General features: G+C 54.3%; 10 protein-coding genes. 3 read left to right on the plus strand and 7 right to left on the minus strand.

The features are described from left to right. Nucleotides 1-2: 2 nt before the first annotated feature. Entirely contained in the window at nt 3-1289 is a 1287-nt protein-coding gene (locus HKT17_RS13300; RefSeq protein WP_171100696.1) for an MFS transporter, read from the plus strand. Next, nucleotides 1264-1428, plus strand: a complete 165-nt coding sequence (locus tag HKT17_RS13305) for a hypothetical protein (protein ID WP_171100698.1) — start codon at nt 1264-1266, stop codon at nt 1426-1428. Before HKT17_RS13300 ends, HKT17_RS13305 begins: the two co-directional genes overlap by 26 nt. A 12-nt stretch (nt 1429-1440) precedes the next feature. Here HKT17_RS13305 and HKT17_RS13310 read toward each other — a convergent pair whose 3' ends face one another. After that, nucleotides 1441-2190, minus strand: a complete 750-nt coding sequence (locus HKT17_RS13310; RefSeq protein WP_171100700.1) for an LrgB family protein — start codon at nt 2188-2190, stop codon at nt 1441-1443. Beyond that, entirely contained in the window at nt 2183-2557 is a 375-nt protein-coding gene (locus HKT17_RS13315) for a CidA/LrgA family protein (RefSeq protein WP_171100702.1), read from the minus strand. Before HKT17_RS13315 ends, HKT17_RS13310 begins: the two co-directional genes overlap by 8 nt. 106 nt (nt 2558-2663) lie before the next feature. On the opposite strand from HKT17_RS13315, the gene HKT17_RS13320 reads away from it, so the two are divergent. Beyond that, nucleotides 2664-3332, plus strand: coding sequence for an OmpA family protein (locus HKT17_RS13320; RefSeq protein WP_171100704.1), 669 nt, complete (start codon nt 2664-2666; stop codon nt 3330-3332). An 82-nt stretch (nt 3333-3414) separates the two neighbouring features. On the opposite strand, the gene HKT17_RS13325 is transcribed toward HKT17_RS13320, so the two are convergent. The 5 genes from HKT17_RS13325 to HKT17_RS13345 form a co-directional block, all read right to left on the minus strand. Continuing rightward, the gene (locus HKT17_RS13325) at nt 3415-5184 is read right to left on the minus strand and encodes an AMP-binding protein (protein WP_171100706.1); all 1770 of its coding nucleotides are present in this window, start codon (nt 5182-5184) and stop codon (nt 3415-3417) included. Between the two features lie 244 nt (nt 5185-5428). Beyond that, a complete protein-coding gene (locus HKT17_RS13330) occupies nt 5429-6430 on the minus strand; it encodes a CaiB/BaiF CoA transferase family protein (RefSeq protein WP_171100708.1) in 1002 nt (333 codons plus the stop codon). A gap of 276 nt (nt 6431-6706) precedes the next feature. Further along, on the minus strand, nt 6707-9052 hold the full coding sequence (locus tag HKT17_RS13335; protein WP_240965819.1) for an acyl-CoA dehydrogenase: 2346 nt from the start codon (nt 9050-9052) through the stop codon (nt 6707-6709). A 72-nt stretch (nt 9053-9124) separates the two neighbouring features. Next, a complete protein-coding gene (locus HKT17_RS13340) occupies nt 9125-11269 on the minus strand; it encodes a 3-hydroxyacyl-CoA dehydrogenase NAD-binding domain-containing protein (protein ID WP_171100712.1) in 2145 nt (714 codons plus the stop codon). A 21-nt stretch (nt 11270-11290) separates the two neighbouring features. After that, on the minus strand, nt 11291-12496 hold the full coding sequence (locus tag HKT17_RS13345) for an acetyl-CoA C-acetyltransferase (protein WP_171100714.1): 1206 nt from the start codon (nt 12494-12496) through the stop codon (nt 11291-11293). Between the last annotated feature and the right edge of the window lie 119 nt (nt 12497-12615).

The raw sequence follows: 12615 nt of genomic DNA on the forward strand, positions 1-12615 counted from the left end.
CCATGCAATTGAACACTCACAAGGCAGTATCCCCCCTCACCGTGTTGTGGTGCGGGGCATTCATCATGACCATCTCATTGGGCATACGCCACTCATTCGGGCTTTTTTTACAGCCTATGAGTTTGAGCAATGAGTGGGGGCGTGAAGTGTTTGCCTTTTCAATTGCCATGCAAAACCTGGTGTGGGGTGTGGCACAGCCATTTGTTGGAAGAATGGCTGATCGCCTGGGCTCAGCAATCACCATGATTCTTGGTGGTGCGCTATACACACTGGGTTTGTTTTTGATGGCCATGGCTGAAAGCCCGGGTATGCTGACCTTGAGCGCCGGTGTTTTGATTGGTCTGGGTTTAAGCGGCACCACCTTCCCTGTGGTGTTTGGCGCGGTCAGCCGTGCCATGCCCCCTGAAAAACGCAGCATGGCCATGGGCATTTCCATGGCTTTGGGCTCACTGGGGCAGTTCGCGTTTTTGCCCGGTGGTTTGTTTTTGATCAACCAGGTGGGTTGGTCTTCAGCACTCACCATTCTGGCGTGTTTTGCCGTGATTATTCTGGTGTTGGCCTGGCAATTGATTGAACCCAAAGCCACGCCCCTGAAAACCGATGATGCACCCTGCAGTGCCGAGTGCCCGAACACCGCAGCCAGCCACCAGGAAGCACCTGCAGACAAAGAGCTCGGCATGTGGGCCTCGCTGGGGCAAGCCATACGGCATCGCGCCTTCCTCATGCTGAGCGTGGGTTACTTTGTGTGCGGCTTTCAAATTCTGTTCATCAGCGTACACCTGCCCAGCTATCTTCAAGACAGCGGCATACCCGCCAGCGCGGGCAGCACAGCCTTGGCCTTGATTGGCCTGTTTAATATATTGGGAAGCTACCTGGCCGGTTTGTGGGGTGGCAAGTTCAGAAAACCCATGCTGCTGACTGGCATTTATGGCCTGCGCGGTGTGCTGATTGTGGCTTTCATCCTGACTCCCTTGAGCACATGGAGTGTGTACTTGTTTGCAGCGGGCATGGGCGTGTTGTGGTTATCCACCGTGCCTTTAACCACAGGCACCGTATCAGCCATGTTTGGTGTCAAAAACCTGTCCATGCTCGGTGGCTTGGTGTTTATGTTCCACCAAATTGGTGCCTTTGTAGGCGGCTGGCTAGGCGGCCTTTTGTTTGATGCCACTGGCAGCTACACAATGGTGTGGTGGATATGTGTGGCTTTAAGTGCAATTGCCGCTGCGGTAAACTGGCCTATTCAGGAACAAAGCGCAAGCCCGAATGAACCCACAGTACAAGCCGCCTGAAAACCAACAAACCAGTACACCACTGATGCCGAGCTGGGCCAAAGTGGTGCTGGTGGCGTTTGCATTGCTGGTGATGCTGGGCTATGCAAGCCCAGACATGCGGGCAGTGTATGTGGCTGCATGGGCAGCATGCTTTTGAATGCCCTGGCTTTTAGCTGAAAAAACCAAACACCCACGGTATTAAAAGCGCACCAAAAATGCCGTGCAAACCCATGCCCAAGCTGGCATAGCGCCCAGCCTCGGGGTGCACTGAAAATGCCCGGGCCGTGCCAATGCCATGCGCGGCAATCCCCATGGTAAAACCACGCACCCACCAACGCTTCATGCCCATGAAATTAAACAGCCAGGTGCCCACCGCTGCCCCCAAAATTCCGGTGACGATCGCAAACAAAGCCGTGAGCGTGGGCGAGGCACCAATGCGTTCGCTCACCCCCATAGCAATGGGTGCTGTCACCGATTTGGACCACAAGCTTTGAACAATATCCAAGTTGGCGCCCAACAGATGAGCAGTACCCAGAGCGCTGCCGATCGACAAAGCACCACCCACCAACAAAGCTGCACTCAGCAACACCAAAGTACGAATGGTTTGCCCCTTGACCGCAGTAAGCCCCTGGTAAATAGGCACCGCCAATGCCACGGTGGCTGTGCCCAATAAAAAGTGGACAAACTGGGCACCTTCAAAATACTGCTGGTAACTTAAACCCGTGATTTGCAAGAATGCAGCCAACAACAACACCGCAATCATGACCGGGTTGGTGAACGGATGCTGCCCACTTTTTCTGTAACACCAAAGGCCAATTTGATATGCCAGCAAGGTGAGAAACAAGGCGCTGAGTGGATTACCACTGAGGTAAACCCAAATTTCAGGAAGCTCCAGCACGCGGCGGGCAGACTCATTCATTTTTGCCACCCTCGCTCACTTCACCCGGCATGAAGCGGGCAGCCAGTTTGTCCAGCAACCAGGCAGTGCCCACCAAAGTCACCACCACGCTGACCAGCAAGGTCATCAAGATCACCAAACCAAATTCAGCCAGCACAGGCCAAAACACGACAACACCCACCGCCGCAGGCACAAACAGCAAACCTAGATTTGCTGTGAACACATTGGCGGTCGATTGAATATCGGCGGGTACACCACCCTTGATGAAGAAAAACACCAACAAGGCGATCAAACCCAGCACGGGACCGGGAATGGATGGGAACAGGGCAAAACTGAGCAACTCGCCCAAGGCTTGAAAAGCAAGAAGTATCGTCAATGATTTAAGCATGTGGCAGTGTAGCGCCATGAAATTTTTATAGTCAACCTGTAAAACGGTGAGGCGTTAGAATGAAACTGACAGCAATTGATTCAGAACAAAACCCAAGGAATACACCATGAACAAATTCAAACTTTCAGCAATCGCCCTTACTTTGTTTGCCGCAGGCTGTGCCAGCAACGGCGGCGGCATATTTCAGCAACCGCAAGCCCCACAACAGCCCGCCCCCGGGTCGCCCGTGGCCGTAGCCGGTTGCCCGGTTGCCCCTGAGCGCAAAGTAGACAACACCAAAACTGCAATTGGTACCGCAGTGGGCGCCATCGGCGGCGCTATTGTGGGCAACAGCATTGACGGCAAAGACACCGTGCGCGGTGCGGCCTTGGGTGGCCTGTTCGGCTACCTGGTGGGCAGCCAGATCGCCGTGCGTGAGCAACGCGATGGTTCTGTGATGCTGGACATTCCTGGTGCCGCCTTGTTTGACACCAACAAAACAGCAATCAAATCGCAATTTGCCGGTACATTGGACCAAATTGCAGCCACACTGCGCGACAACCCCAACACCATTGTGTGCGTGATTGGCTACACCGACAGCACTGGCAGCGACCAGTACAACCAGGACCTTTCCGTGCGCCGTGCACAATCGGTGACCAGCTTCCTGACTGGCAAGGGTATCGATGGTGGTCGCTTGACAGCTGCGGGCTTGGGCGAACGCTTTCCGGTAGCCACCAACGACACCGAAGCAGGCCGCACTCAAAACCGTCGCGTTGAGATGTACGTACGCAACTAAATCTGATCCAGCTGCCTTTGGCAGGCTGCGGTAATAAAAAAAGCCACCTGAGAAGGTGGCTTTTTTTATTGAACTCACTGATTTACGCAGTCTCTTTCGGCTTGTCGCGCAGTTCACGGCGCAGAATCTTGCCCACTGGGGTTTTGGGCAAGTCGTCGCGGAACTCAACAAATGAAGGAATTTTGTAACCGGTCAGGTTTTGGCGGCAGTGTGCAATCAAGTCTTCCTTGGTCACGCTCTGGTCTTTCTTCACCACAACCAGTTTCACTTTCTCACCAGTCACTGGGTCGGGTACACCAACCACGCCACATTCCAGCACGCCTGGGTGCTGGGCAACCACGTCTTCAATTTCGTTGGGGAACACGTTGAAGCCGCTTACGATAATCATGTCTTTCTTGCGGTCTACAATTTTCACGAAGCCTTGCTCGTCCATGGTGCCAATGTCACCTGTGGCCAGCCACCCGTCTTTGTCGATTGTTTTGGCGGTTTCTTCAGGGCGGTTCAAGTAACCCAGCATCACTTGTGGACCACGCACACAAATTTCACCAGGTTCATTCAAACCAGCCCACAGGCCATCGTCACGCTTCAAACGCACTTCGGTGCCCGGAATAGGCAAACCCACGTTGCCGCGGAATGCAGGGCGCTCGCCGCCATGCAGCGGGGGTACTGTAACCACTGGCGAAGTTTCTGTCATGCCGAAGCCTTCAGAAATTGCGCAACCGGTTACTTTGTACCAACGCTCAGCGATAGGCTGTTGCAAAGCCATACCGCCGCTCATTGCAAACTTCATGTCGGAGAAATCACGTTTGCAGAATTCTTCGTTGTTCAGGAAAGCATTGAACAAGGTATTCACCGCAGTGATTACATGGAATTTTTCTTTGCGCAGCACCTTCATCACAGTGCCCACATCACGTGGGTTGGCAATCAGAATGTTGCGCGCACCAAAAGTCATGAACAACATGCAGTTCACCGCCAGTGCGTAGATGTGATAAAGCGGCAGCATGGTGACCACACAAATCGGGTCTTTGCCAATGGCTTCGCTCATCCAGGCCAAGCCCTGCTCCATGTTGCTCATCAGGTTGCGCTGAGTCAGCATGGCGCCTTTGGAAACGCCAGTGGTACCACCCGTGTATTGCAGCAAAGCCACATCGTCCAGCTTGGGGCTGGGCTTGGGATAAGAAACACCTTTGCCAGCAGCCAAGGCCTTCTTGATCGGCACCGCTTGTGGCAGGTTGTAAGCAGGTACCATTTTCTTGACCTTGCGCATCACAAAGTTCACGATCAGGCCCTTCAAGCCACCCAGCAAATCGCCCAGCTGCGTGATCACAATGTTCTTGACCTTGGTACCCTCGAGCGACTGCTGCAAGGTATTGGCAAAGTTCTCGAACACCACAATGGTGGTTGCGCCAGAGTCTTTCAACTGGTGATTCAGTTCACGCACGGTGTACAGGGGGTTGACGTTGGTCAGAGTACAACCCAGCTTCATGGCACCCACAAAGCACACAGGGAACTGTACACAGTTGGGCAACATAATGGCCACAACATCGCCTGCTTGAACACCAATCGATTTCAGGTAGCCCGCAAACTGGTCCGACATATCGTCGACTTGCTTGTAAGAGAACTCCGTGCCCGCAGACACAAACGCGGGGCGGTCTGCATACTTCTTCAGGCATTCGGCCACCAGTTCCAGCATGCTGGTGTATCGCAATGGGGGCATATCGCCACTGACGCCTGGAGGGTAGCTTTTGGTCCAGTAATGAGACTCAAAAAGCTCCTGCGCTTCTTTGCTGACAAAACCATTGAATTGATCGGGCGACACCTTAGGGGCGGCCTCGTCGGGACGTGCTGACATGTACTGATCTCCTGTAAACCGAGCGAATGCGGCCAAGGAGGGCCACTGTGGGTGGCTTTTTATGTCTCCCCGGCTGAGCCTGCGTGGGCTCGGTTTTTATAAGTGTTGTATAAGACTTCCGGCAAATTCAACAATACCATTCTTCCCGCGATTTTGGTAAGAATCGCGTAAGTTAACCCAAAGAATTCAGGATTTTAGACGCAGTACTCGATTTACCGGCGCAACTTTCCCATCCGAAAAAACATCAAATGCGCAGCAAATTTCTCTGCTTGATTTCGGCTCGGGTCAGGACAGGGGTAATGCAGGCATCCACATTGCCAAACACCTGCTCCCAATGTGCAAGGGGTTGGGATGCAATCAGCGCCTTCATGTCGGCCAGCATTTGAACCGCCGGGGGAGTACCGGGCATGGCACCTCGACTCCAGTGAATATTCACCCACTCGGGCTTGCCCATGGCTTCGCAAGCCACTTTCCAGAACTTGTGCTCCAGTGAACCTACCGCCAAATGACGCTGGTCTGCAGTTTTGTACACGTTGTAACAGGCCAGGCCGCCGCTCAGCAAATCGTCTTGATGCTTGGCGGGCTTGCCGCTGAGCATGATCCACATTTGTTCCATGCTCTCGGGCATGATGTTTTGCTTCCACAGGTTGTGGGTCATGGACACATCCACAAAGGTGCCCTGCCCTGTACGCTGCGCTTTCAACAGGGCGGCCAAAATACCTTGCACGGCGGCCGACGTACCACCGAACAAATCACCAAACTGCACCGCAGGCACCGGGATGTCGCCGTCGGCTGTTTGCAAGCCATCAAGTACTCCACTGAGCGCCATGTAATTGATGTCGTGGCCAGCCTTTTCAGCCAATGTGCCTTTCTGGCCATAACCGGTGATGCAACACATCACCAATTTCGGATTCAGTGCTTTCAAAGTGTCGTAGCCACAACCCATGTCGGCCATCACGCCGGGGCGGAAGCCGTCAATCAACACATCCGCTTTGGCTGCGTGATCTTTCATTGCCTGAATGCCCTCGGGCGTGCGAAAGTCCGCAGTCACAATCTGTTTGCTGCTGTTCAAAGCGGCATACAACATGGGCATGCTTTTGGCGTCATCCCCGTGGGGTGGTTCCATCTTGATGACCGTGGCACCCATTTGCTGCAAGATCAGTGACGTCGCAGGCCCGGGCAAATTGCGCGACAAATCGAGCACGGTGATGCCTTCGAGCAAGGTGGGGTCTTGAATGGGTGACATGAGTAATGGCCTCGGTGATTGATTGTGAATAACTTTGTTGATTTGGACCGGATCGACCCTAGCCTGGCTTGAGGCACCATTCGCTTCGCCCTGAGCAAGGTTTCTCGATCCGGCTTGATGCTTCTGGCTTGGGGCATGCGAAACGCCACAGCGTCTTCGCATCGATTGCTTTCAGCAATCGCCCCGCGCTGCGAATCCGCCGGGAAACCTTGCAAAATCGGGCGAAGCGAACAGTACCCCTAGCCAAGCCGGGGCGCTGTTCACATGAACGCCACGTTAAGAGTTCACAACCCTCAAGCGCTCACCTTGTACCGCTGCGCCATGGCTTACATTGGGCACATTGGCACATTCAAAGCCGGGTGCGTAAGTTACCGAGTTGTCACCGAAGAATTCCTGCGGTGTGAACTCGTCAACCATGATGGCTTCCAGGCTGATGCGGTTGGCACGGTCCAGCAACTTTTTGTCGGCTGCTGTAATAATGCCCTTGGCCAATGCGGCTTCTGCCATTTCCTGCACAGAACCCTTGTCCACCAGCTTGGAACGGCGCGCCTGAATCACTTTCATTTGCACCACTTCGGCTTCCTGTACGGCCTGGAAGGCCGCCATCAAACGCTTCACGCCTGTGGTTTGTGCCAGCACTTCATCGCTGTCCATGTCGGCCAGGTTGAACTTGGGCATGTACAAATCACCTGTGATACGGCCCAGTTGGGCACCGCTCTTGGTGATTGTTTTGGCCACGGTAGGCACCAAACGATCAAGGCCTGAACCCACCAAGGGGTTTACGCGCAAACTGAAGTAACCCACGGTGCGCAGCAAGAAGCCCACTGCATTGTTGCCGAAGTTGGCGTAAATGGATTCAAACGCTTTTTGAACTTTCGCCAAGGCGTATTCGCAAGCGTACTGCACCAGTGGCAAGTCTTCCTTGATTTCACCTTCAGCCACATAGCGGCGAATGGTAGAAATGGCCAACAGCTGCCAACCCAATGCATCGGCAAAATGACCTGTCAGTTGCTGGCGTGCTTTCAGCTTGCCACCCACGGTAATCAAGGCCATGTCGGTGAGGAATGAGTAGCGTGAAGACGCCCAAGCAAGCTTGCGCATGTAGGGTGTTACGCCATCAATTTTTGGTGTGCTGGCCAGGTAACCACGAGTCAGCGTTAAGCCAAGCAAGCGGCTGGTGTTCACCACCATGTGACCAATCCAGCCTTTCAAGGCGCTGCTGAATGTGGGCAGGTCGTTGGCTTCCAGCGCATTCGCAATTTTGAAAGCGTAAGGGTGGCAACGTACAGCGCCTTGACCAAAGGTAATCAGCGAACGGGTCATGATGTTCGCGCCTTCAACAGTAATGGCAACCGGGGCTGAACAGTAGCCACGGCCAATGACGTTGTTGGGGCCTTGCATTACACCGGCACCCGCCATCACGTCCATGGCATTCTTCGCCTGTTCACGTGAAAGCTCGGTGAGGTAGGCTTTCCACACAGCAGAAACAACCGGGGGCTGCTCATTGTTGTCCAGTGCGCTCACTGCATACACGCGTGCCGCTTCACTGAGGTAAGCCATGGCTGCAATTTCGGCCAGCTTTTCCTGAATGCCTTCCATTTCAGCAATCGGCATGCCGAACTGTTGGCGAACACGGGCGTATGCGCCTGAAGCAGCCGCTGCTGCACGCACGCCACCCACCGCACCAGCAGGCAATGAAACTGCGCGACCACCGGCCAGCTGTTCCATCAACATGCGCCAGCCCTGGCCGGCACATTCAGTACCACCAATAATTTCGTCGGCGTCAATGACTACATCGCGGCCAATAATCGGGCCGTTGTAGAACGCATCACCAATCGGCTGGTGGTGCTTGCCCATTTCCAGACCAGGAATGCCACGGTGAACCAGGCCCACTGTAATGCCAGGCTCAGCGCCTTTGCCCAACAGGTTATCCGGGTCGTGCAGTTTGAAGGCCAAAGAAATGAGGTTGGCCACAGGTGCCAAAGTGATGTAGCGCTTGCGAAAGTTCAGTTTGATTTGAACCTTGCCTTCTGCGTTTTTAAACACCACACCACGCGCCAGAATTGAAGCAGCGTCTGAACCTGCAGTGGGTTCGGTCAAACCGAAACAGGGCAGGTATTCACCAGTGGCCAGGCGTGGCAAGTAATGTTCTTTCTGCGCTTGTGTGCCGTAGTGCTTGATCAATTCGGCTGCGCCCAAGCTGTTGGGAATCACCACCAAGGTCGACAGCAATGGGCTGTGCGACGTGATCATCGCCATGATGGTTGAAATGGCGTTGGCCGAAAATTCCAGACCACCAAACTTTTGGGGAATCAGGAAGGAATAAAAACCGGCAGATGCCAAAAAGTCGACTGCTTTTTTCGGAATGATGCGTGTGGTCGCAATTTCATGCGGGTCGCACATTTCGCACAGTTGCTGCACTGGGCCGTCGATGAACTCGCGCTCACGCTGGCTCAGTTTTGAATAGGGCTCGGCAAACATTTTTGCAAAGTCGGGCTTGCCGGAAAAAACCTGGCCGTCGATCCACACCGTGCCTGCTTCAAGCGCCTGGCGCTCGGTCGGCGAAATTTGCGGCATGGCTTTGGCTTTGATCAAGCCATTCATGATTGCTTTGAATACCATGGTTACTGCTCCTGTTTTCGTCAAACAATGCGGGGCCATCTGCACAAAGCAAACGGCCCCACCGGGTAAAAATTACGCCAGATTGTCTTCCAGCTTTTTGCCTTGTGCGGCCATTTCCACCAGCATGCTGGCGGGCTTGAAACGCTCGCCATACTGGGCAGCCAATTCTTCACAACGCTTTACAAACTCGGGCAAGCCCTTGGCGTTGATGAACTGCAACATACCGCCTGTGAATGGCGCGAAGCCCAAACCGAAAATGGAACCGATGTTGCCATCCGCCACGGAACGCAGCACTTTTTCCTGCAGGCAGCGTGCGGCTTCATTGGCCTGGATATACATGAGACGGTCTTGAATTTCCAGTGAACTTGGCTGCTCTTTGGCCAGCGGGAATTCTTCGCTCAAACCCTTCCACAAAGTTTTGCCTGCGGGGGTGTAGTCATAGAAGCCCTTGCCGTCTTTCTTGCCGATACGGCCATGCTTTTCAGCCACAGTAATCAGTGTTTTGTAACCTGGGTGATCGGGGAAAGTTTGGCCCGCGGCTTCCATGTCTTTTTTGGTTTGCTTCATGATCAGTAAGCTCAAGCTGAGTGACACTTCGTCGTACAAAGCCAAAGGTGGCATGGGCATGCCGGCTTCCAGACCTGCCATTTCGATGGAACGCGGGTGAACACCCTCGCCCACCATGGCGGCTGCTTCCATCAGGAAGGTGCCAAACACACGGCTGGTGAAGAAGCCGCGACTGTCGTTCACCACAATCGGTGTTTTGCCGATTTGCTGAACATAGTCAAAGCCCTTGGCCAGTGTTTCATCGTCGGTTTTTGCACCCATGATGATTTCAACCAGCGGCATTTTGTCCACGGGGCTAAAGAAGTGCAAACCGATGAACTGGTTGGGGCGCTTGGATGCTTCGGCCAAGCCAGTAATTGGCAAGGTCGATGTGTTGGACGCATACACGGCTGTTGCTGGAATAACCGCTTCAGCTTTGGCAGTGACATCGGCCTTCACGGCGCGGTCTTCGAACACAGCTTCAATCACCAAATCCGCACCTTCCAATTTGGAGTAGTCGGTGGTGGCAGTAATCAGGTTCAGCAACGCTTCTTTCTTTTCTGGGGTGCTGCGCTTTTTGGCAATGGCTTTGTCCAGCAGGTTGGTGCTGTAGGCCTTGCCCTTGTCTGCACCTTCCTGAGTGGCGTCGATCAACACCACCTCAATGCCCACTTTCGCAGACACATAGGCAATGCCCGCACCCATCATGCCTGCACCGAGCACGCCAATTTTCTTGACCTTGCTTTTCGCAGGTGCGCTTGGGCGGCTCTGGCCTTTTTTGATGCTGTTGAGCTGATACCACAGCGTGTTCATCATGTTCTTGCTTTCTTGCGACAACACGCAGGCAGCAAAGTAACGGCTTTCCACTTTCAAGCCAGTGTCGATATCGGTGATACCGCCTTCGAACACGCAGCTTGCAATGTGAGTCAGCGCGGGGTAGTTGCCGAATGCCTTGGCGTTGGCCATGCTCGGTGCAATTGCCCAAATTTGCGCAATGGCTGGGTGCTTGGAATCGCCACCGGGGAATTTGAAGCCCTTCACATCCCAAGGCTGCAAGGCCTTGGGGTTGGCGATGGCCCAGGCTTTGGCCTTGGCAATCATTTCCTCAACTGAATCTGCTGTGTCTTGAATAATGCCCTTCTTCACCGCCTGCTCTACGCGCAGCTCGGTGCCCTGGGTCATCATTTCCAGTGCGCCCTGAATGCCAATCATGCGGGGCAAACGCTGCGTGCCGCCACCGCCGGGCAACAAGCCCAACTTCACTTCGGGCAAACCGAATTTGGCTTTGGGGTTGTTCAGCGCGATGCGGTGGTTACAAGCCATGGCCAGTTCAAGGCCTCCACCCAGTGCGGTGCCGTTCAAGGCGCACACAATGGGCTTCTCGCACTTTTCCATGCGACGCAACAGGGTTTTGAAGGCTTCTGCCAAATCAAAAGCCTGCTGTGGATCGGTGATCTTGTAAACCGTGTCCAGGTCGGCACCGGCCAGAAATTCTGGCTTGCCAGAAGTCAGCACCACACCCTTCACAGCCGCATCGGTTTCAATGCGGGTCAGGGCTTCCGCAAACGGGCCCATCAATTCTTCGTTCAATACGTTCATGGAACGGCCGGGCATGTCGAGTGTGACTACCGCGATGCCATCCTGACCGAGTTCAAATTTCACTGCACTCATTGTTGTTTCTCCTTCGGCCAATTAAATGCGTTCGATGATGGTGGCAATACCCATGCCGCCGCCCACACACAGTGTGGCCAGGCCCAGGGTTTTGTCTTGCCGCTCAAGTTCATCGAGCAAAGTGCCCAAAATAATTGCGCCAGTTGCGCCCAGTGGGTGGCCCATGGCGATCGATCCGCCGTTCACGTTCACGCGGTCCAGGCTGATACCCAGGTTGCGTGCGGTTTGCATGGGTACCACAGCGAATGCCTCGTTGATTTCCCACAAATCGATGTCAGAAGCTTTCAAGCCTGCTTTTTGCAGAGCCTTCAAACAGGCTGGCGTTGGGCCAGTCAACATGATGGTGGGCTCGGAACCGATTACTGCGGCAGCGCGAATGCGTGCGCGTGGCTTCAAGCCAGCCTTGCGTCCGGCTTCCTCGCTACCAACCAATACCAAAGCAGCGCCATCTACGATGCCGGAAGAATTGCCCGCATGGTGAATGTGGTTGATGCTTTCAACGGTGGTGTACTTGCGCAGGGCGGTTGCGTTGAAACCCATGCTGCCCATCATTGCAAATGAGGGCTGCAAAGTGGCCAGGCTTTCCACGGTGGCATTGCCACGAATGAATTCGTCGTGGTCGAGCATGATCAAACCATTCAGGTCCTTCACAGGCACACGGCTTTTGTTGAAACGGCCTTCGGCTTGGGCCTTGGCAGCACGGCGCTGGCTTTCCACGGCGTACGTGTCTACATCGGTGCGGCTAAAGCCTTCCAGCGTACCGATCAGGTCGGCAGAAATGCCTTGGGGAATAAAGCCAAGTTTGTCGTTGATGCGGGGGTCCATGAACCAGGCACCGCCATCGCTGCCCATGGTCCAGCGGCTCATGCTTTCTACGCCACCCGCAACCACCATGTCTTCCAGACCGCTGCCTACCTTGGCTGCTGCCAGGTTCACTGACTCAAGGCCTGAAGCGCAGAAGCGTGACTGGGTTACACCCGCAACAGTTTCAGCCCAACCTGCATCCAGAACAGCTGTGCGTGCAATGTCAGCGCCCTGCTCGCCCACTGGGGTTACACAACCCAGCACCAAGTCATCGACGAGGCTGGTGTCGAGATCATTGCGCTGTTGCAAAGCGGTCAGCAGGTTGTTCAGCAACCAAACTGGTGTGGCCTGGTGCAGGCTGCCGTCTTTCTTACCTTTGCCCCGTGGGGTTCTTACTGCGTCAAATATCAGTGCCGATGGCATCTGTGCCTCCTGGATTTTCTGGATTCGGTAATGAAAATTACCGAAGGTATCGTGAATTCTTCACGGTCCAGAATGGCGATGTGCAAACGCACAATCAACCCAAGAAGTTACTTTAGAGT

This window comes from Limnobacter sp. SAORIC-580, from assembly GCF_013004065.1.
Classification (GTDB): Bacteria; Pseudomonadota; Gammaproteobacteria; order Burkholderiales; family Burkholderiaceae_B; genus Limnobacter; species Limnobacter profundi.

Coding starts and splice junctions, on each gene's coding strand:
- HKT17_RS13325 (WP_171100706.1), bottom strand. CDS start 5,184: ATGTCAGCACGTCCCGACGAGGCCGCCCCTAAGGTGTCGCCCGATCAA.
- HKT17_RS13305 (WP_171100698.1), top strand. CDS start 1,264: ATGAACCCACAGTACAAGCCGCCTGAAAACCAACAAACCAGTACACCA.
- HKT17_RS13345 (WP_171100714.1), bottom strand. CDS start 12,496: ATGCCATCGGCACTGATATTTGACGCAGTAAGAACCCCACGGGGCAAA.
- HKT17_RS13340 (WP_171100712.1), bottom strand. CDS start 11,269: ATGAGTGCAGTGAAATTTGAACTCGGTCAGGATGGCATCGCGGTAGTC.
- HKT17_RS13310 (WP_171100700.1), bottom strand. CDS start 2,190: ATGAATGAGTCTGCCCGCCGCGTGCTGGAGCTTCCTGAAATTTGGGTT.
- HKT17_RS13335 (WP_240965819.1), bottom strand. CDS start 9,052: ATGGTATTCAAAGCAATCATGAATGGCTTGATCAAAGCCAAAGCCATG.
- HKT17_RS13320 (WP_171100704.1), top strand. CDS start 2,664: ATGAACAAATTCAAACTTTCAGCAATCGCCCTTACTTTGTTTGCCGCA.
- HKT17_RS13330 (WP_171100708.1), bottom strand. CDS start 6,430: ATGTCACCCATTCAAGACCCCACCTTGCTCGAAGGCATCACCGTGCTC.
- HKT17_RS13315 (WP_171100702.1), bottom strand. CDS start 2,557: ATGCTTAAATCATTGACGATACTTCTTGCTTTTCAAGCCTTGGGCGAG.
- HKT17_RS13300 (WP_171100696.1), top strand. CDS start 3: ATGCAATTGAACACTCACAAGGCAGTATCCCCCCTCACCGTGTTGTGG.